Origin of the sequence: Neoroseomonas oryzicola (assembly GCF_012163135.1) — a bacterium.
Lineage (GTDB): Bacteria > Pseudomonadota > Alphaproteobacteria > Acetobacterales > Acetobacteraceae > Neoroseomonas > Neoroseomonas oryzicola.
On sequence record NZ_JAAVUP010000004.1, the window covers coordinates 448,902 to 467,707 of the forward strand.

20 protein-coding genes and 1 tRNA gene are annotated in these 18,806 nt (G+C 72.1%); 13 read left to right on the forward strand and 8 right to left on the reverse strand.

The window, feature by feature from the left end; genetic code table 11:
• Positions 1-18: 18 nt before the first annotated feature.
• Together GWK15_RS16960 and GWK15_RS16965 are read right to left on the reverse strand one after the other, a co-directional pair.
• On the reverse strand, positions 19-591 hold the full coding sequence (locus tag GWK15_RS16960) for a thiamine pyrophosphate-dependent enzyme (protein WP_245211698.1): 573 nt from the start codon (positions 589-591) through the stop codon (positions 19-21).
• 11 nt (positions 592-602) lie between these two features.
• A complete protein-coding gene (locus GWK15_RS16965) occupies positions 603-1,136 on the reverse strand; it encodes a thiamine pyrophosphate-binding protein (RefSeq protein ID WP_168042527.1) in 534 nt (177 codons plus the stop codon).
• A 106-nt stretch (positions 1,137-1,242) separates the two neighbouring features.
• On the opposite strand from GWK15_RS16965, the gene GWK15_RS16970 reads away from it, so the two are divergent.
• The 5 genes from GWK15_RS16970 to GWK15_RS16990 all read left to right on the forward strand — a co-directional run bounded on the left by GWK15_RS16970 (position 1,243) and on the right by GWK15_RS16990 (position 5,757).
• Positions 1,243-2,166 carry a LysR family transcriptional regulator gene (locus tag GWK15_RS16970; RefSeq protein ID WP_168042528.1) on the forward strand — a complete coding sequence of 308 codons (924 nt, stop codon included), beginning with the start codon at positions 1,243-1,245 and terminating at the stop codon, positions 2,164-2,166.
• A gap of 42 nt (positions 2,167-2,208) precedes the next feature.
• Positions 2,209-2,535 carry a hypothetical protein gene (locus tag GWK15_RS16975; protein ID WP_168042529.1) on the forward strand — a complete coding sequence of 109 codons (327 nt, stop codon included), beginning with the start codon at positions 2,209-2,211 and terminating at the stop codon, positions 2,533-2,535.
• Positions 2,536-2,614: 79 nt separating this feature from the next.
• Complete coding sequence (locus GWK15_RS16980; protein ID WP_168042530.1) at positions 2,615-3,583, forward strand: D-2-hydroxyacid dehydrogenase; 969 nt, start codon at positions 2,615-2,617, stop codon at positions 3,581-3,583.
• Between the two features lie 13 nt (positions 3,584-3,596).
• Positions 3,597-4,985 (forward strand): M20 family metallopeptidase, encoded by a 1,389-nt coding sequence (locus GWK15_RS16985; RefSeq protein WP_168042531.1) that lies wholly within the window; start codon positions 3,597-3,599, stop codon positions 4,983-4,985.
• A 115-nt stretch (positions 4,986-5,100) separates the two neighbouring features.
• Entirely contained in the window at positions 5,101-5,757 is a 657-nt protein-coding gene (locus GWK15_RS16990; RefSeq protein ID WP_168042532.1) for an EF-hand domain-containing protein, read from the forward strand.
• A 109-nt stretch (positions 5,758-5,866) separates the two neighbouring features.
• Here GWK15_RS16990 and GWK15_RS16995 read toward each other — a convergent pair.
• Positions 5,867-5,941: transfer RNA gene (locus GWK15_RS16995), tRNA-Val, on the reverse strand.
• Positions 5,942-6,030: 89 nt separating this feature from the next.
• On the opposite strand from GWK15_RS16995, the gene GWK15_RS17000 reads away from it, so the two are divergent.
• Positions 6,031-6,807, forward strand: coding sequence for a DUF3108 domain-containing protein (locus tag GWK15_RS17000; protein ID WP_168042533.1), 777 nt, complete (start codon positions 6,031-6,033; stop codon positions 6,805-6,807).
• Here the strand turns inward: GWK15_RS17000 and gph are convergent.
• Positions 6,796-7,431, reverse strand: a complete 636-nt coding sequence (gene gph / locus GWK15_RS17005; RefSeq protein WP_338147274.1) for a phosphoglycolate phosphatase — start codon at positions 7,429-7,431, stop codon at positions 6,796-6,798. The two genes, GWK15_RS17000 and gph, sit on opposite strands and share 12 nt — an antisense overlap.
• Before the next feature lie 219 nt (positions 7,432-7,650).
• On the opposite strand from gph, the gene glmU reads away from it, so the two are divergent.
• From glmU to GWK15_RS17020, 3 genes are read left to right on the forward strand one after another with little or no spacing between them, the layout of a single operon-like run.
• A complete protein-coding gene (glmU, locus tag GWK15_RS17010; protein ID WP_168042535.1) occupies positions 7,651-8,958 on the forward strand; it encodes a bifunctional UDP-N-acetylglucosamine diphosphorylase/glucosamine-1-phosphate N-acetyltransferase GlmU in 1,308 nt (435 codons plus the stop codon).
• A 3-nt stretch (positions 8,959-8,961) separates the two neighbouring features.
• Complete coding sequence (gene glmS / locus GWK15_RS17015; protein ID WP_168042536.1) at positions 8,962-10,785, forward strand: glutamine--fructose-6-phosphate transaminase (isomerizing); 1,824 nt, start codon at positions 8,962-8,964, stop codon at positions 10,783-10,785.
• A gap of 4 nt (positions 10,786-10,789) precedes the next feature.
• Positions 10,790-11,107 carry a hypothetical protein gene (locus tag GWK15_RS17020; RefSeq protein ID WP_168042537.1) on the forward strand — a complete coding sequence of 106 codons (318 nt, stop codon included), beginning with the start codon at positions 10,790-10,792 and terminating at the stop codon, positions 11,105-11,107.
• Positions 11,108-11,125: 18 nt separating this feature from the next.
• On the opposite strand, the gene GWK15_RS17025 is transcribed toward GWK15_RS17020, so the two are convergent.
• From GWK15_RS17025 to fahA, 3 genes are read right to left on the reverse strand one after another with little or no spacing between them, the layout of a single operon-like run.
• The gene (locus GWK15_RS17025) at positions 11,126-12,070 is read right to left on the reverse strand and encodes a tripartite tricarboxylate transporter substrate binding protein (RefSeq protein WP_168042538.1); all 945 of its coding nucleotides are present in this window, start codon (positions 12,068-12,070) and stop codon (positions 11,126-11,128) included.
• A gap of 5 nt (positions 12,071-12,075) precedes the next feature.
• Positions 12,076-12,864: a cyclase family protein gene (locus GWK15_RS17030; RefSeq protein ID WP_168042539.1), complete on the reverse strand. Its 789-nt coding sequence runs from the start codon at positions 12,862-12,864 to the stop codon at positions 12,076-12,078.
• Between the two features lie 26 nt (positions 12,865-12,890).
• Positions 12,891-14,168: a fumarylacetoacetase gene (fahA, locus tag GWK15_RS17035; protein WP_168042540.1), complete on the reverse strand. Its 1,278-nt coding sequence runs from the start codon at positions 14,166-14,168 to the stop codon at positions 12,891-12,893.
• A gap of 77 nt (positions 14,169-14,245) precedes the next feature.
• On the opposite strand from fahA, the gene GWK15_RS17040 reads away from it, so the two are divergent.
• From GWK15_RS17040 to GWK15_RS17050, 3 genes are read left to right on the forward strand one after another with little or no spacing between them, the layout of a single operon-like run.
• Positions 14,246-14,917 carry a GntR family transcriptional regulator gene (locus tag GWK15_RS17040; protein ID WP_168042541.1) on the forward strand — a complete coding sequence of 224 codons (672 nt, stop codon included), beginning with the start codon at positions 14,246-14,248 and terminating at the stop codon, positions 14,915-14,917.
• 51 nt (positions 14,918-14,968) lie between these two features.
• Positions 14,969-16,447 carry an NAD-dependent succinate-semialdehyde dehydrogenase gene (locus GWK15_RS17045; RefSeq protein ID WP_168042542.1) on the forward strand — a complete coding sequence of 493 codons (1,479 nt, stop codon included), beginning with the start codon at positions 14,969-14,971 and terminating at the stop codon, positions 16,445-16,447.
• A complete protein-coding gene (locus tag GWK15_RS17050; protein WP_168042543.1) occupies positions 16,444-16,899 on the forward strand; it encodes a MaoC/PaaZ C-terminal domain-containing protein in 456 nt (151 codons plus the stop codon). Before GWK15_RS17045 ends, GWK15_RS17050 begins: the two co-directional genes overlap by 4 nt.
• A gap of 67 nt (positions 16,900-16,966) precedes the next feature.
• On the opposite strand, the gene GWK15_RS26355 is transcribed toward GWK15_RS17050, so the two are convergent.
• Complete coding sequence (locus GWK15_RS26355) at positions 16,967-17,695, reverse strand: SEL1-like repeat protein (RefSeq protein WP_168042544.1); 729 nt, start codon at positions 17,693-17,695, stop codon at positions 16,967-16,969.
• Between the two features lie 225 nt (positions 17,696-17,920).
• On the opposite strand from GWK15_RS26355, the gene GWK15_RS17060 reads away from it, so the two are divergent.
• On the forward strand, positions 17,921-18,730 hold the full coding sequence (locus GWK15_RS17060; RefSeq protein ID WP_168042545.1) for a class I SAM-dependent methyltransferase: 810 nt from the start codon (positions 17,921-17,923) through the stop codon (positions 18,728-18,730).
• Positions 18,731-18,806 lie beyond the last annotated feature (76 nt).

Sequence of the window (18,806 nt, forward strand, 5' to 3'; positions counted from 1 at the left end):
GCGGGGCTGACAAGGCGGTCAGGCGGCAAGGCCGAGGGCGGCCTGGAACCGCCCGCGGACATAGGCCCCGTCGCGGGAGGGCAGCACGCGCGGCGCCTCGGCCGGGTCGACCGCGATGACGACGACGCGCGGCGCGCCAGCGGGCGTCGCAATGGTCGCGGCGAGCGCCTCGACGCCGGCCTGGTCCGTCACGCGGCTCGCCGCAGCGATGCCGCAGCCGCGCGCCACGGCGGCGAGGTCCGTCCCGCCGCTGGTGTGGCTGCGCTGCCCGCCGGTCTCGCCATAGAGCCCGTTGTCCAGCACCACGATGGTGAGGTTGGCCGGGGCCTGGACCGCGATGGTCGCGAAGGCGCCGAGGCCCATCAGCTGTTCCCCATCCCCGGTGATCACCACCACGGGCCTGTCCGGCTGCGCGAGTGCGAGGCCGAGGCCAATCAGCGCCGCGCCGCCCATCGCGCCCCAGAGGTAGAAGTTGCGCGCATCGTCGCCGGCCGCCGCCACGTCATAGGTCGCGGCCCCGAGCCCGGTGATCACCAGCGCCTCGCCACGATCCTTCAGCAGCCGCGCCACCACATCCCGCCTGTCGAGCATGCTCATCTCCCTCAGAACACCTTGGCGCCGATCAGGCGCTGGCCCAGCAGCACGGCGACCGCGCTGCCGCCCTCGAAGACCATCCGCGCGGCGGCGGCGACGGTCTCGGCGACCTCCTCCGGCCGGTCGGCGCGGCGCGCGCCCACATCCATCAGGCCGAAGGCGGCCTCGGTGGTGGAGCCCATCGGCACCTGCCACGGATTGAACTCGCCCCACTCGCCCCGCATCGTCACCAGCGCGAGGAGGGGGAAGCCGCAGCTCTTCACCAGCGAGAGCATGTTCACGCAGTTCCCGACACCCGAGGACTGCATCAGCAGCACGCCCCGCTGCCCGCCCAGCGCCGCGCCGGCGAGGACGGCGATGCCCTCCTCCTCGGTCGTCAGCGGAATGGCCCGCATGGACGGTTCGGCATGGACCGCGCGGATCAGCCGCGCATGGCCGCCATCGGGCACATAGGCCACCTGCCGCACGCCCCAGCGCTGCAACTCGGCGAAGATCGCATCGGGCCAGGCGAGCGCCGCCGGGGCCGGAACCGAACCATCCATGGAAGCCTCTCCCGCATCTCGGATGGCCCGGTTATGCGGCGACGGAATCCTTCACGGAATTCGCAAGGAGGGATAGCATCCATCGCAATTTGCTATGGGTGCGGATATGGACCTCCGCCAGCTCAGGACCTTCCGCGAGATCGCCGAGGCTGGCTCCTTGAGCCGCGCCGCCGACCGGCTGCGCATCGCCCAACCGGCGCTCTCCCGCCAGATCCGCCTGCTCGAGGCCGAGGCCGGCCTGCCCCTCTTCACCCGCCATGGCCGCGGCATGGCGCTGACCGAGGCGGGCCGGGAACTCCTCGCCCGCGTCGCCGGGCCGATGCGGCAGCTGGAACGCGCGGTGGTCGAGGTCCGGGCCCTGGCCGGCACCATCGCCGGCCAGGTCGCGCTCGGCATGATGCCGACGGTCGCGGCCGTGCTGGCCGGGCCGCTCGCCCGGCGGGTCGCGGAACGGCATCCGGAGGTCTCGCTGCGCGTGGTGGAAGGCTACACCGGCCACCTGATCGAATGGCTCCAGCGCGGCGCCACCGACGCGACGCTGCTCTACGGCCCAGCCACGGATTTCCATCTGCGGGCCCGCGACCTCTTCGTGGAGGGGCTGGTCCTCGCCGGCCCCGCCGGCAGCGGCCTGTCGCCCGACCAGCCGGTCACGCTGGCCGCCGCCGCCCGCCTGCCGCTGGTGCTGCCGAGCCGCCCCCACGGCCTGCGCGCCATCGTCGAGGGCGCGGCCGCCCGCGCCCGCGTCCCCCTCAACCTGCGGCACGAGGCGGATTCCTTCCTGGTCCTGAAGGACCTGGTCGTTTGCGGCCTGGGCTTCGCCATCCTGCCCCGTTCCTCGATCCGGCGGGAGGAGGCGGAAGGCCGCATGCTCGTCGCGCCGTTGGTCCGCCCGGCGATCCGCCGCCAGGTGGTCCTCGCCCAGCCCCCCGACCGCGCGCCGGGCCGGGCGACCCAGGCGGTGCTCGACCTGCTGGTCGAGGAGGTCGCGGCCCGCGCCGGTGAGGGGGATTGGCAGACGTTGCGCGGCTGAGATCCTTGCCCGCCGCGATGGCGGCATGATAAGAAATCTACCATGGGTAGAATTCTGCTGGCGATGTTTGCGCTGTCTATCGCGGTGCCCGCCGCCGCGCAGATGCAGACCGTCGTCGTCCCGGCCGGCCCGGGCGTGGTCATCGCCCCGCGCGGCCAGGCTGCCCCGCGCCCGAGCATCGCCCCGGCCACCCGCGCCCAGCGTCGCATCGTCACCGCCGAGCCCGCCGACACCCTCTCCGCGCCGACCGCCGCCGTGGCCGTCGCGCTGGTCGGCGCGGCCGCGCTCGCGGTCGCCCTGGGCGGCACCGGCGGGAGCAGCGGCAGCGGAGGCGGCTCGGCGACCGGGGCGACGACGCGGACGCGCTGAGGCATCGCCCCGGCCCCTTGCGCCGCGGCGTCCCGGGGGTCACGGTCGCGCCCGAATCCGGTTCGGGAGATCCTCATCCATGTTGCCGCCGCGCGATCAGCTCACCCTCTGCTTCGCCCATGTCGCCTATCGCTTCGCGGACCGCTTCGCGCTGCGGAACACCGGCATCCGCTTCATCGAGGTGCGCTCGCGCGAGGAGCTCGACGCCAAGGTCGCCGAGGCCGATGTGCTGGTCTGCTCGGGCATGTGGCGCAACGACCTGCCGCAGATCGCGCCGAAGCTGAAATTCGTGCAGTCGGCCTCCGCCGGCACCGACCAGTATGACCGGGAGGTGCTGAAGAAGGCCGGGATCCGGCTCGCCAGCGGCCAGGGCATCAACGCCAATGCGGTGTCCGAGCACGCGATCGCGCTGATGCTCGCCCTGCTGCGCCGCATCCCCGAGGCGCGCGACAACCAGGCGAAGCATGTCTGGCGCGGCATGATGGGCGATTTCAGCAAGCGCGAGGACGAGGCCGGCGGGAAGACCGCGGTCGTGGTGGGCCTGGGCCGCATCGGCGGGCGCATCACGCGGCTGTGCAAGGCGCTCGGCATGACGGTGGTCGGCGTGCGCCGCGACGTGTCGGGCGGCGCCGAAGGCGCGGACGAGGTGCATTCCTTCCGCGACCTCAAGCCGCTGCTGCCGCGTGCGGATTTCCTGATCCTCGCCTGCCCGCTGACCGACGAGACGCGCGGGCTGATTGATGCCGAGGCCATCGCCCTGCTGAAGCCGACGGCGCAGGTCATCAACGTCGCGCGCGGGCGCGTGGTGGATGAAGCCGCGATCAGCGCCGCGCTCGCCGCGCACAGGATCAAGGGCGCGGCCCTCGACGTGACGGCCGACGAACCGCTGCCGGCGACCAGCCCGCTGTGGGACATGCCGCACGTCCTGATCACGCCGCATACCGGCGGCGAGACCCATATGTACGAGGACAACGTCCTCGACTTCATGATGGAGAACATCGCCCGCCTGCAGCGCGGCGAGGCGACCCTCGTGAACCAGATCGTCTGAGGAGCGCGAGACCATGGCCACGCGCGACGGTGCCCTTTCCCGCGCCGCTTCCTTCTTCGACGGCGGCGGCTTCAAGTCGCTGCTCTCGGATCTCGTCGCCATCCCTTCCACCGCGCAGGAGGAAGGGCGGGAGGCGGATCTCGACCGCTACCTCAACGGCGCCATCGGGCCCTGGCTGGAACGGCTCGGCTTCACGGTGCAGGTGCGGCCCAATCCCCGCGCCGGCTTCGGACCGATCCTGACGGCCGCGCGCATCGAGGATCCGGCGCGTCCCACCGTCCTGCTCTACGGGCATGGCGACACCGTGCGCGGCCTCGAGGACCAGTGGCGCCAGGGCCTCGAGCCCTGGAAGCTGATCGAGGAAGGTGATCGCTGGTACGGCCGCGGCACCGCGGACAACAAGGGCCAGCACGCGCTGAACATCGCCGCGCTGGAAGCGGTGATCGCGGAACGCGCCGGCAATCTCGGCTTCAACGTGAAGATCGTGCTCGAGATGGCCGAGGAGCGCGGCTCCACCGGCCTGCGCGACTTCGTCGCCGCGAACGCCGAGGAACTGAAGGCGGACGTGCTGATCGCCTCGGACGGACCGCGCGTCGAGCCCGGCATCCCGACCATCGCCACCGGCACGCGCGGCACCTTCCACTTCGACCTGGTGCTGAAGCTGCGCCCCGGCGGGGTGCATTCGGGCCATTGGGGCGGGCTGACGCGCGACCCGGCGATCCTGCTCGCGCACGCGCTGACCACCATGATGGACCGCAACGGCAAGGTGCTGGTGCGCGGCATCCTGCCGCCGGCGCTCTCCAATTCCGTGCGGGCGGTGCTGGACGGCTGCCCGGTCGGCGGCGGCGACGGCGCGGCGACGATCGACGCGGGCTGGGGCGAGCCGGGCCTCTCGGCCGCCGAGAAGATCTACGGCTGGAACAGCCTGATCGTGCTGGCGATGATCTCCGGCCGGCCGGAGAACCCGGTGAATGCCGTGGCACCCGAGGCGCGGGCCCACATGCAGATCCGCTACACGGTCGACAGCGACCCCGCGACCTTCGGCAAGGCGATCCGCGAACACCTCGACGCCAACGGCTTCCAGGACATCGCGGTGGAGAATGCGGGGCTGCGCATGCCGGCCTCCCGCACCGATCCCGACCACCCCTGGGTGCGCTGGGCGCAGGCCTCGATGCAGGCCTCGCTGGGGAAGAAGGTCCAGATCATCCCGAATTCCTCGGGCGGCCTGCCGGGCGACGTCTTCGTCGACCACCTCCATGTGCCGCTGGTCTGGGTCCCGCACTCCTACAACGGCTGCAAGCAGCACGGCCCGGACGAGCATTTCCTGATCGCCCCGGCCCGGGAGGGCATCCTGGCCTTCGCCGGAATGTGGTGGGACCTGGGCGAACCCGGCACACCCTGACCACGATCGGGTTACGCTTCCTCACCCTGTCAAGCGGCCTGCGCAATGCGGCCGTTACAGGGGGGCGGCATCTTGCCCTCAGCGGCGAGATGCCGCCTCACAGAGGACGCACACCATGCGGAAAACGACGATCGCGGCGCTGACCGCGGCCCTGATGGCCGGGACCGCCGGCCTGGCGCTGGCCCAGCCGGGCCCGGGCGGCCCCCCGCCGGGCGGCCCCGGCATGGGCATGATGGGCCCCGGCATGGGCCCCGGCATGGGCCCCGGCATGGGCCCCGGCTACCACCACCACGGCCCGCGCGGCGGCGATGGCTTCGCGATGGGCGAGGCCTTCGCCCGCGCCGACGCCAACAATGACGGCCGGGTGACGCGGGACGAGGCGATGGCCTGGGTCCAGGCCCGCTTCACCGAGATCGACGCCAACAAGGACGGCGCCGTCACGGTCGAGGAGCTGCGCGCCTATTACGAAGCCCGCCGCCCCGAAGGCCGCCGCCAGCCGCCCGAGGCGATGCGCGAGCGCATGCAGCAGCGCAGCCTGGTGATGTTCCGCTTCATCGACGCCAACCTCGATGGCCGGATCACCATGGAGGAGCTGCGCCCGATGGCCGAGGCCGCCTTCCGCGCCCTCGACGCCAATTCGGACGGCGCGCTGACGCGGGACGAGGTCCGCCGTCGCGGCCCCGGCCCGGATGGTCCCCGTGGCCCGCGCGGCCCCGGCCAGCCGCCCGCTGCCCCGGGCGCGGCGCCTGCGGCACCGGCCACCCCGCGCTGATCCGAAACGGACGCCGCCGCGCACCCCGTGGCGGCGTTCCGCCGTCCGGCACCGGACGCGCAAGACCACCCCGCCGTTGCAGGATCCGTTCATCGATGTTCGGGAAGGATGGTGGGCGCGACAGGGATTGAACCTGTGACCCTTCGCGTGTGAAGCGAATGCTCTCCCGCTGAGCTACGCGCCCGACCAGGGAGCGCGGACATAGAAGCCGCGATCAGGGGTGTCAAGCGGGCGCCACTTGCCTCGGGATCGCGATACGCCATGTTGTTCCGCATGCCCCGCCGCGCCGCTGCCGTCGCGCTTGCCTTCGCCGCCCTCGGTGCCGGGGCGCCGCGTGCCGAGCCGATCGAGGCGACCTACGCCCTGTCCCAGACCGGCATCACGGTCATGGATGTGCAGCTCAGCATCGACCTTTCCGACGACCGCTACCGCGTCGCCAGCCTGTCGCGCTCGCGCGGCATCGGCCGCTTCTTCCTGCCGCGGGAACAGCGGGCCGAGGCGGTCGGCGGCCTCGCCGGGCGGGACGTCCAGCCCTTCCGCTACATGTCCGAGGGCGAATGGCGCGGTGGCCCGCGGCGGACCGTCCTCGAATACCTGGGCGGCGCCCCGCGCCTCGCGCTGCTCGAACCGACCGAGGATCCCGATCGGATTCCCGTCCCGCCGGAACAGCGCGACGGGACGATCGACACCCTCTCGGCCCTGGTGCGGCTGGCCCGCAACGCGAGTGCGACCGGGCGATGCGACATGGCGGGCGCGGTCTTCGACGGGCGGCGGCGCGTCGAATGGAACTCCCGCACCATCGGCACCGGCGCGCCCCCGATCCCGGGCCTGACCGGGGAGGCGCTGCGCTGCCGGCTGGAAAGCCGCCTCGTCGCCGGCTTCCGGCGCGGGGACGATCCCGCCCAGGCCGGCCGACCGAGGGAGGCCGATGCCTGGATCGCGGTCCTGCGCGCCGGCGCCCCGCCGATGCCGCTCAGGGTGGAATTCCCCTCGACGATCCTCGGCGCGATGCGGCTCGACCTGGTGCGGCTCGGCCCGTCAGGGCCGTAGCGTCGCGACCAGGCCGGGCAGGTCGGCCGGGCGCGCGGCGATCGGCGCGCCATCGGCCATCGCGGCCGGCCCGTAGCCCCAGGCAACGAAGATGCAGGGAATGCCGGCGCCGGCGGCGGCCATCACATCGTTGCGATGGTCGCCGACCATCACCGCCGTCTCCGGCACCCCGCCCGCCGCGGCGAGCGTCGCGCGCAGGTGGTCCGGGTGCGGCTTTCGCACGGGGAAGGAATCGCCCCCGCCGATCGCGGCGAAGCGCCCGCCGAGGCCGAGCGAGGCCAGCAATTCGCGCGCCGGCCCCTCCGGCTTGTTGGTGCAGACGGCAAGCCGCCAGCCCTCCGCCTCGAGCGCCGAGAGCACCTCGGCGATGCCCTCGAAGGGCGCGGTCAGCCGCGCGGAGCGGATGTCCTCGTCGGCCACCAGCTCGTCATGGCAGGCCTGGTCATAGGCCTGGCCGCGGCCGGCGAGGAAGCGTTCGGTCAGCACCTTCACGCCGTCCCCGATCATCGCCTTCACCTCATCGAGGCTGTAGGGCGCGAGGCCGCGGCGGCCGATCACCCGGTTCACCGCCGCATGGATGTCGGGCGCGCTGTCGAGCAGCGTGCCGTCGAGGTCGAATACCACCACCTTTTTCATGCCATCCGCGTAGGACGGGCCGCGCCGGGCGGCAAGGCTTCACGACCGGGCAACCTCGACCGGCGAGCATGGCGGCCTGCGCGCGAGGGAATGGAGCATGGATCGGATGCGGCTGGCGGAGCCCGGAGGCGGATCGATACATCCCGCAAAGCATGTTGACGCGCGTCGCGCTGGACGCGGCGCGGCGCGGCGCGTTACCCGAACGGCATGACCCACGCCGCCGTCATCCTCGCCGCCGGCCTCGGCACCCGCATGAGGTCCCCGCGCCCCAAGGTGATGCACCCCATCGCCGGGCGCCCGATGATCCGCCACCTGCTGCAATCGGTGGAGGCCCGCTTCGGCCGCGTCGTCGTGGTGGTCGGGCCCGACATGCCGGAACTCGAGGCCGCGGTCGCGCCGCATGCGGTCGCGGTGCAGCGCGAACGCCTCGGCACCGCGCACGCGGCCCTGCAGGCCGGCCCGCAGCTCGGCGGGCATGACGGCGACGTCGCCATCCTCTACGGCGACAATCCGCTGATCTCGGAAGCGACGCTCGCACGGCTGCAGGCGGCACGCTCCGAGGCCGACCTGGTGCTGCTCGCCATGCGTCCCGCCGATCCCGGCCGCTACGGGCGCGTCGTCACGCGCGCGGACGGCATGGTCGAACGCGTCGTCGAATGGGCCGATGCGAGCGCCGACGAACGCGCCATCGGCCTGTGCAACGCCGGCGTGGTCTGCGCGCGGGGCCCGGACCTGTTCCGCTGGCTCGCCGCCGTGCGCAACGACAACGCCAAGGGCGAATACTACCTGACCGACGTGGTCGCGCTCGCCCGCGCCGAGGGCCGCAGCGTGCGCGCGGTGGAAGCCCCGGAGGCTGAGCTGCGCGGCATCAACAGCAAGGCCGAGCTCGCCGGCGCCGAGGCCGAGGTGCAGGCCGCCCTGCGCGCCGCAGCCCTCGATGCCGGGGTGACCATGATCGCACCCGAGACCGTGTTCCTGTCCTGGGACACGCGCCTCGGTGCGGATACGGTGATTGAGCCCAACGTCTTCTTCGGCCCCGGCGTGACGGTCGAGGAGGGCGCGCTGATCCATTCCTTCAGCCACCTGACGCAATGCATCGTTCGCCGCCATGCCGAGATCGGCCCCTTCGCGCGGCTGCGCCCCGGCGCCGTGATTGAGCCGCGCGCGCATGTCGGGAACTTCGTCGAACTGAAGGCCACGACGCTGGGGGAGGGCGCGAAGGCGAACCATCTCAGCTACCTGGGCGATGCGACGATCGGGGCGGGGGCGAACATCGGCGCCGGCACCATCACCTGCAACTACGACGGGGTGAAGAAGCACCGGACCGAGATCGGGGAAGGCGCCTTCATCGGCAGCGACACCTCGCTCGTCGCACCGGTGAAGGTGGGCGCGCGCGCGCTGATCGGCGCGGGCAGCGTCATCACCACCAACGTGCCGGACGATGCGCTCGCCATCGCGCGCGGCCGCCAGGCGGTCTTCGAGGGCCGCGGCTTCAAGGGCAAGAAGGGGAAGTAGGGCATGTGCGGGATCGTCGGCGTCGTCGGGCGCGAAGCGGCTGCGCCGCGCCTCCTCGAGGCGCTCCGCCGCCTGGAATACCGCGGCTATGACAGCGCGGGCATCGCGACCCTCGTGAACGGCCACATCGACCGCCGCCGCGCCGAGGGCAAGCTCGCCAACCTCGCCGCCGTGCTGGACGCGAACCCGCTGCCCGGCACCACCGGCATCGCGCATACCCGCTGGGCGACGCATGGCGCGCCGACGGAACGCAATGCCCATCCGCACGGCACGCCGCGCGTGTCCGTCGTGCACAACGGCATCATCGAGAACCACGCCGAGCTCCGCGCCGAGCTCGAGGCCAAGGGCCAGGTCTTCGAGACCGAGACCGACACCGAGACCTTCGCCCGCCTGGTCGATCAGCTTCTGCTGGAGGGCGCGACGCCCGAGCGCGCCGCCTCGGCCGCGCTGAAGCGCGCACACGGGGCCTATGCGCTCGCGATGATCTTCGCGGGGCATCCGCGCACGCTGATCTGCGCGCGGCAGGGCGCGCCGCTTGCCGTCGGCTTCGGAGAGGGCGAGATGTTCGTCGGCTCGGACGCGCTCGCGCTCGCGCCGCTGACGCGCCGCATCGCCTATCTCGACGAAGGCGACTGGGCCGTGGTGGACGAGGCCGGCGCGCGCTTCTTCGACGTGGCGGACACCCCCGTGCAGCGCGAAATCCGGCTGACCGCCGTCTCGGGTGCCGCGACCGGCAAGGGCAACTACCGCCACTTCATGGAAAAGGAGCTGCACGAGCACCCCGTCGTGCTCGGCGACACGCTGACGCAGTACCTCGACCCGATGACGCGCAGCGTGACGCTGCCGCCGCTGCCCTTCGATCCGGCGACCGTGCCGCGCATGACCATCACGGCCTGCGGCAGCGCCTTCCTCGCCGGGCTGGTCGGGCGCTACTGGATCGAGCAGCTCGCGCGCATCCCGGTCGATGCCGATGTCGCGAGCGAGTTCCGCTACCGCGAGCCGCCGCTGCCCGAAGGCGGCGCCGCGCTGCTGGTGAGCCAGTCCGGCGAGACCGCAGACACCATGGCCGCCCTGCGCCTGCTGCGCGAGAACGCGCAGAAGGTCGTCGCCGTGGTGAACGTGCCCGAGAGCAGCATGGCGCGCGAGGCGGATGGCGCCGTGCTGACCGTCGCTGGCCCGGAGATCGGCGTCGCCTCGACCAAGGCCTTCACGGCGCAGCTCGCGGTGCTGGCCTGCCTCGCCATCGGCTTCGGCCGCGCGCGCGGTACCATCTCGATCGAGGACGAGGCGAAGCTGACGGCATCCCTGCTCGAAGTGCCGGGCAATGCCGCGCTGGTGCTCGAGCGCGATGCCGAGATCCGCGCCATGGCCGCCGAGGTCGCCAAGGCGCGGGACGTGCTGTTCCTCGGCCGCGGCACGCTCTTCCCGATCGCCATGGAAGGCGCGCTGAAGCTCAAGGAGATCAGCTACATCCACGCCGAGGGCTACGCCGCCGGCGAGATGAAGCACGGCCCGATCGCGCTGATCGACAACGCGGTGCCCGTCATCTCCCTCTGCCCCTCGGGCCCGATGTTCGAGAAGACGGCGTCGAACCTGCAGGAAGCTGCCGCGCGCGGCGGACGCATCATGGCCTTCACCGACGACCTCGGCGCCGAGAAGCTCGCCCGCTTCGCCGAACGCGTCGTGGTGCTGCCGCGGGTCGGCGCCTTCTCCGCGCCGATCCTGCACGCCATCCCGGTGCAGCTGCTCGCCTATCACGTCGCGGTGCTGAAGGGCACGGACGTCGACCAGCCGCGCAACCTGGCGAAGAGCGTGACGGTGGAGTGAGCCGATGGAGGTTCACATCGCGCCCGGCCAGGCGCCCCGCCTAACGGCGGTCGAGGATCTCAAACGCTTCAGCGTCGTCGCCGCGGCCGATCCGGCGGCGCTTGCGGAGCTGTCATTGGACGGCGTCCTGGCCTTCGAAGGCCAGGACCATGCCTGGGTTTCGGTCGACTGGCTGCTGGCGGCTTCCGGCCAGTCCGGCTCCGAGGCCTGGCGCGCCGGCTTCGATGCCATGCGCGCCTTCGCGGCGAAGCATGGCTGGACGCGCGACGACCCGCCCGCGATCCGCGGTCATGTCGTCTGGCAGGGCGCGCCGCCGTCCTGAGAACGGCGGCGCCGGGGGCTATTCGGGCTGCACCCCGAGTTCCCTCAGGATCCGGCCGTAGGCCTCGTACTCGCTGTGCACCATGGCGGTGAAGTCGGCGCGCGACATGTAGTTGACCGGCACGCGGCGGGCGGCGGCGACGCGGCGGAAGGCCTCGTCCTCCGTCCCCGTGCGGCAGGCTTCCTCGAGCTTCGCCATCACCGGCTCGGGCGTGCCGCGCGGGGCGTAGATCCCAACCTGGCTCAGCTGTTGCGCGTCGATGCCCTGCTCCCGCGCCGTCGGCACGTTCGGGTAGTCCGGATGGCGGCGGGCGGAGAACACCGCGATCAGCCGCACGCGGTCGCCGTCGATCAGCCCGCTGGCCGAGGCCACCACGGCGGCGGAGAAGTCGATCCGTCCGGCGATCAGCTCGTTCAGGTGCGGCGGGTCGCCGCGGAAGGGGATGTGGCTGAACTCGACGCCCGTCGCCCGCGTCACCCGCACCACCGCGAGCTGCGGCAGGGAGTTCGGCCCGGGACTGCCGAAGGTCAGGTTGCGCTTGCGGCCTTCCTCGACCAGCGCGGGCAGGTCGCGGATCGGGCTCTGGGCGGAGACGAGCACGCCGATGACGTTCTCGTTGGTGCCGCAGACCGGCGCGAAGCTGTCCGGCCCGATGCCGAGGTTGCGCACCATGTGCGGCTGCACCACCACGGGCGTGACCGGCGTCAGGCCAAGCGTGTGCCCGTCCGGCGCGGATTGCGCGACGAAGCGCATGCCCACCACGCCAGAGCCGCCGTCGCGGTTGGTCAGCACCACGGGCTGGCCCATCAGCCGGGTGAAATGCTCGCCGAGCGCGCGGCCATAGGCATCGGACGCGCTGCCCGGCGCATAGGGCAGCACGATGGTGATCGGCCGGTCGGGGAAGGTCTGGGCCGTCGCCGCGATCGGCGCGGCGAGCGCAAGGGCGAGAAGGGCGCGGCGCATCGCGGTCACTCCTCGAAGATCGCGACGGCCCGCGTCCAGCCGGCCGAGCCGCGATGCACCTTCACCGGGAAGCAGGCGATCATGAAGCCGTCGGCGGGCAGGGATTCGAGGTTGCTCAGCTTCTCCATGTGGCAGTAGCCGATGTCGCGCCCGGCACGATGGCCCTCCCAGATCAGGCCAGCATCGCCTGTCTCGGCCACCTTCTTCTTCGTGAGCGAGAACGGCGCATCCCAGGACCATCCATCCGTGCCGGTCACGCGCACGCCCTGTTCGAGCAGCCAGAGCGTGGCCGCCTTGCCGACGCCGCAGCCCGAATGGATGTAGTCGTCCTGCCCGTAGCGGCTGCCCGCGCGCGTGTTCACCACCACGATCTCGAGCGGCTTCAGCGTATGCCCGATGCGCGCGAGCTCCTTCTGCACGTCCTCCGGCGTCGCGACATAGCCGTCCGGCAGGTGGCGGAAGTCGAGCTTCACGCCGGGCTGGAAGCACCAGTCGAGCGGCACCTCGTCAATCCGCCAGGACGGTTCGCCGCCCGGCACCAGGCGCTCGTTCATGCGCGAGAAGAAGTGGTAGGGCGCGTCGAGATGCGTGCCGTTGTGCGTGCTGATGTGCACGCGCTCGACCGCCGCGTATTCACCCTCGGGCAGCGCGTCGATCGGGATGCCAAATTCCTGCGCCATGGCGGGCGCGGTCATGTGGTGATCGTGGTACTCGATCTCCGGCAGCATGCGCGGCGGATCGCTGGCGATCCCGGCCTTCAGCGCGACGGAGATGTCGACGATGCGACGGGGCATGGGGCGTTTCCTGTTGCTTGGTTGACTCAGGCGGGCCAGGCGATGGCGGGGTTCAGCACCCCGCGGCATTCGCCGAAGCCGATGGGCACCGCGCCGGGCGCCTCGGCCCGGGCGCGGAAGACGATCTCGTCGCCGTCCTGGATCCAGCGTCGCGTCTCGCCATTCGGCAGCGAGACCGGGCCGGTGAGGCCGATCTCGGCGAGGCAGGCGCGCGCCGTCTCCTCGGGCCCCGAGACGGTGCCGCTGCCGAGCAGATCGCCCGCCAGCAGGTTGCAGCCGTTCGACGCGTGGTGCGCGACCATGGTCGCCGCGGTCCAGTACATGCCGGCGAACTGCGTGTCGGTCAGCACGAAGGGTGCGGCACCTTCCGCGCGCATGCGTGGCGTGAGGATCGCCGCCGTCATCCGCACCGCGAGCGCCCCGTTCGACCGGTTCCAGGCGCTGTCGAGATAGGGCAGGGCGGGCGGCTCCTGCACCGGCGCCGGCATTTCGAAGGGGGCCAGCGCCTCGGCGGTGACGATCCAGGCCGAGACGGAGGTCGACACGCTCTTGCCGAGGAACGGCCCGAGCGGCGGCATCTCCCAGCGCTGCACGTCGCGCACCGACCAGTCGTTGAGCAGCCCGTAGCCGAAGATGCGGTCGGGCGCGCGGGACATCGGCACCGGCTCGCCGATCGCGTTGTCGCCGGCGATCCAGACGGCCATCTCGAGCTCGTAGTCCATCGCCTCGGTCGGGCCGAAATGCATCGTGCCGTCCTGGCGCTGCCACTGGCCATGTGGGCGGATCACCGCCTCGCCGCTGACGCGCACGGACGATGCCCGCGAGTGATACGCGACCGGCAATTGCCGGAAGGCCTGGGGCAGGGGGTTCTTCGGGTCCCGCCGCACGCCGAGCCGCGCGCAATGGTCGTAGGACGCCATGAAGTCCGAGAAGTTCCGCACCGTGGTGGGCAGGTGCATCCGCGCCGCCGCCATCGGCACCAGCAGGTCGGTGCGCGACGGCGTGCCTTCGGACAGCAGCGCCGAGACCTCCGTCCGCAGCGCGGCCGAGGCGCGCCGCCCTTCCGTCATCAGCGGGCCAAGGGAGTCCGCGGTGGCCGCCGGGTTGCTCACCAGCCCCGCGCCATGCGCCGCCTTCAGGTCGAGGATCCGGTCCCCGATCGCCACCCCGCAGCGCGGCGCCGCGCCCGCGGTGCTGAACACGCCCAGCGGCAGGTTCTGCACCGGGAAATCCGTCCCCGGCGTATTCGCCGAGGCGACCCAGCTCTTCCGCGCAGGGTCGTGGGTGGCATCGCGCTGGGCCATGGACGCTCCGTTTGCTCCCGAATGACGTCGATCATGCGCGCGTTGATCGACATGGCAAGACGAAATATATTTTCGCCATGGACGCCGCCCCCGCCACCGCCGTCGAGGCCGCCACGCATCGCCTGCGGGAGGAAATCGTCGCCGGCGCCCTGCCGCCCGAGGCGCGGCTGCGCCTGCGCGACCTCGCCGCCCGCACCGGCTACGGCGCGACGCCGCTGCGCGAGGCACTCTCCCGCCTCGCCGCCGAAGGCTTCGTCGTCTTCGAGGGCCAGAAGGGCTTCTCCGTCCCCCCGGTCACGCGGGCGCACCTGCTCGACATCACGCGATCCCGCCAGTTCGTGGAGCCCGAGGCGCTGCGCCTGGCGATGGAAGCCGGCGGCGCGGCCTGGGAGGACGAGATCGTCGCGAGCCTCTCCTTGCTGAAGCGGGAGGTGGAGCGCCGCACCCCGGAGGAGTCCTGGCTCGACGTCTACGAGGCCAAGCACCACCGCTTCCACCGCGCCCTGATCGCCGCCTGTCCGCTCGTCTCGCTGCGCGCCTTCTGCGACGACCTCTACATGCAGACGACGCGGTATCGTCGCCTGATGAAGTCCGTCACGCCCGACTGGCAGCGCATGGCAGCCGCCCATCAGGCGCTGGCCGACCTGGTCCTGGCGCGCGATGCCGCGGCGCAGCAGGCCCTGCGCGACCATATCGGCACCACGGCAAGCCGCGTGCTCGCAATGTTCGGGGATGCCGATCCACCCTGACAGCGGGTCCCGGCGGGCCTATGTTCCGCCGCGTATAGAGGAGGGACCGCCATGCTCGATGCCATCGCCAAGGTGCCGCTGAAGGATGCGGACCTGTTCCGCCAGGCCAACTACATCGACGGCAAGTGGGTGCAGGCCGACAGCGGCAAGACCATTGCCGTGCGCAACCCCGCCACCGGCGAGGTCATCGGCAACGTCCCCGCCATGAGCCAGGCCGAGACGCGCCGCGCCATCGAGGCCGCCAACGCGGCGTATCCCGCCTGGCGCGCCATGCTGGCGAAGGACCGCGCCGTCATCCTGCACAAGCTCGCGAAGCTGATGCATGAGAACGCGGACGACCTCGCCGCCATCATGACGGCCGAGCAGGGCAAGCCGCTCGCCGAGGCGAAGGGCGAAGTCGTCTACTCCGCCTCCTTCATCGAGTGGTTCGCCGACGAAGGCCGCCGCGTCTATGGTGAGACCATCCCGCAGAACGCCAAGGGCCGCCGCATCATCGTGACGAAGGAGCCGATCGGCGTCTTCGCGGCGATCACGCCCTGGAACTTCCCCTCGGCGATGATCACCCGCAAGGCCGGCCCGGGCTGGGCCGCGGGCTGCACCGGCGTGATCCGCCCGGCGTCCCAGACGCCGTTCAGCGCGCTGGCCATCGCCGTACTGGCCGAACGCGCGGGCATGCCGGCGGGCGTGTGCAACGTCATCACCGGGCCGTCGGGCGAGACCGGCAAGGAACTCACCGCCAACCCGATCGTGCGCAAGCTGTCCTTTACCGGCTCGACCGAGGTTGGCCGCGTGCTGCTCGCGCAATGCGCCGCGACCATCAAGAAGACCTCGATGGAACTGGGCGGCAACGCGCCCTTCATCGTCTTCGACGATGCCGACCTCGACGCGGCGGTGCAGGGCGCGATGGCGTCCAAGTACCGCAACACCGGGCAGACCTGCGTCTGCGCCAACCGCCTCCTGGTGCAGGACGGCGTCTACGACGCCTTCGCGAAGAAGCTGAAGGAAGCGGTCGAAGGCCTGAAGGTCGGCAACGGCATGGAAGCCGGCGTGACCCAGGGCCCGCTGATCAACGCCGACGCGGTCGCGAAGGTCGAGGAACACATCGCCGACGCGCTGTCCAAGGGCGCCTCCGTCGTCACCGGCGGCAAGCGCCACGCCCGCGGCGGCAACTTCTTCGAACCGACCGTGCTCGCCAACGTGCCGCGCGGCGCGAAGATCTTCGGCGAGGAGACCTTCGGCCCCGTCGCGCCGCTCTTCCGCTTCAAGACGGAGGAAGAGGCGATCAAGCTCGCCAACGACACCGAGTTCGGCCTCGCCTGCTACTTCTACGCGCGCGATGTCGGCCGCATCTTCCGCGTCGCCGAGGCGCTGGAATACGGCATCGTCGGTATCAACGAGGGCATCATCTCGACGGCCGAGGTGCCCTTCGGCGGCTTCAAGCAGTCCGGCCTCGGCCGCGAAGGCAGCCACATGGGCATCGAGGAATACCTCGAGGTGAAGTACCTCGCCCTCGGCGGCATCGGCACGTGAGGGAACCCCTCTTCCTCGAGGACCTGACCCCGGGCCGGCGATTCACCGCCGGCCCGGTGACGGTCACCGAGGCGGAGATCATCGCCTTCGCCAGCCGCTACGACCCGCAGCCCTTCCACACGGATCCCGAAGCGGCCCAGGCGCATCCGCTCTTCCAGGGCCTCGCGGCGAGTGGCTGGCACACCGCGTCGCTGACCATGCCCCTGGTCATCGAAGCCGTCGGCCACATCGCCGACGGCGTGATCGGCGGCGGCGGCGAACTGCGCTGGCCGCGACCCGTGCGGCCCGGCGACAGCCTGTCCATCGATATCGAGATCCTGGAATCCGCGCCCTCGCGCTCGCGGCCCGACCGCGGCGCGGCCCTCGTCCGCATCCGCACGCTGAACCAGCACGGGGAGGAAGTTCAGGTCTTCATCCCGCGCATCGTCGTGCCGCGCCGGCCCGCGACGTGATCTTCCGAGAGGGGCCTTGCCCCTCTCGGGCTCTCCCTACCAAAGGCCGAAAGGCCTTTGGGAACCATTACCTGGCGATCTCCTCGGCGACCGCGCGCAGTTCGGGTTCGGGGCGCGATGCGAGGCGCTCGGCCATGGCGCGGCGGAAGGCCGCATGGGCGCCGGCGGCGGCACGCCGGAACCAGGCGGCGGCCTCCTCGATCCGTCCCTCGGCCGTCAGCAGGGCCGCCAGGTTGAACTGGCCCCGGAAGTCGCCGCGCTCGGCCGACAGGGCGTAGAGCCGCGCGGCCTCCGCCGCATCGCGCGGGCCCTCCCAGCCTTCCTCCAGATAGCGCGCCACCATGTTGATCGACTTCGCATGGCCCTGCGCCGCCGCGCGGCGGTACCAGGCCAAGGCCTCCGCCCGGTCCTCCGCCACGCCCCGGCCGCGGAAGAACATGTTGCCGAGGTTGTACTGCCCCCAGTCGAGCCCCGCTTCCGCCGCCCGCCGGAACCAGCCCGCCGCGGCCGCCTGGTCCTCCGCCACGCCCCAGCCGTTCTCGAGGCAGCGGCCGAGCATGTTCATCCCCTCGGGCTCGCCGGCCTCGGCCGCCGCCCGGAACCACGCGGCCGCCGCCGCGCGGTCCTGCGCCACGCCCCCGAGCCCGTCGAGCAGGATCTGCCCCCAGAACACCATCGCCCGGGCGATGCCGTACTTCGCCGCGGCTTCGACCCAGGGCGCCGCCGCCTCGGGCGGCGCGGCGAAGGCGGCGGCGAGCGCCTCGGGGGTCGCGTCGCGGATTTCGTCGAAGGACACCCTGGCGCGGGCGGGCTTCGGGGGGCGGGGGCGGCGGAACATCGTCTCCCGATACTGCGAATGCGAGCGAATCGCAAAACGACGCATTGGAACCGCGCGCCCGGCACCCCAGATGCCGCTCCGGCAGCAAGGAACGCGGCGCCCGCCGCCGGCCGCGATGCCCGACCGACACCGCCGGCGATGGACGCAGGCCCCGCGCCTGCCGCGCAACCCAGGGAGGGACGGATGTCGGCTCCTGACGCCATCTTCGCCGGCTCGGTGCCGGCCAATTACGACCGCTACATGGGCCCGCTCTTCTTCGAGCCCTTCGCCCGGTATGTCGCCCGGCGCCTGTCCGACCTCAGCGCCGGCGCCGTGCTGGAAACGGCCGCCGGCACTGGCATCGTCACCGCGGCCCTGGTGGACACGTTGCCGCCCGCCGTCGCGATCACCGCGACGGACCTCAACCAGCCGATGCTCGACCACGCGATGGCCAAGCCCGCCCTCGCCCGGGTCGCCTTCCGCCAGGCCGACGCCCAGGCGCTGCCCTATGGTGATGCCGCCTTCGACGCCGTGGTCTGCCAGTTCGGCGCGATGTTCTTCCCCGACCGCGTCGCCGCCTATCGCGAGGCGCGCCGCGTGCTGCGACCCGGCGGGCGCTTCCTGTTCAGCACCTGGGACCGCGTCGACCACGCGCCGGTCGCCCATGCGGCGCTCGAGGCGCTGTCACGGCTCTTCACGCCCACCGGCACCTGGTTCCTGGAACGCACGCCGCATGGCCACTTCGACGCCGGGGCCATCGAGCGCGACCTGCGCGCGGCGGGCTGGGAGGCGATCGCGGTCGAGACGGTGACCCAGACCGGCCGCGCCGCCTCGGCCCGCAGCGCCGCCATCGCGCTCTGCCAGGGAACGCCGATGCGCGCCGAGATCGAGGCCTTCGGCCCCGACGCCCTGGCTGTCGCGACCGACGCCGTCGCGGTCGCGATCGCCGCGCGGTTCGGCGAAGGTTCCTTCGAGGCGCCGAGCCGGGCGCTGGTGATGGAAGCGACGCGCTGAGCGTATGCCTGCCCGCGCGGCGGCGTCGCATTGCCGCCCGCGCCGCGACCCACTAACTCAGGCGCAGGATGGGCGG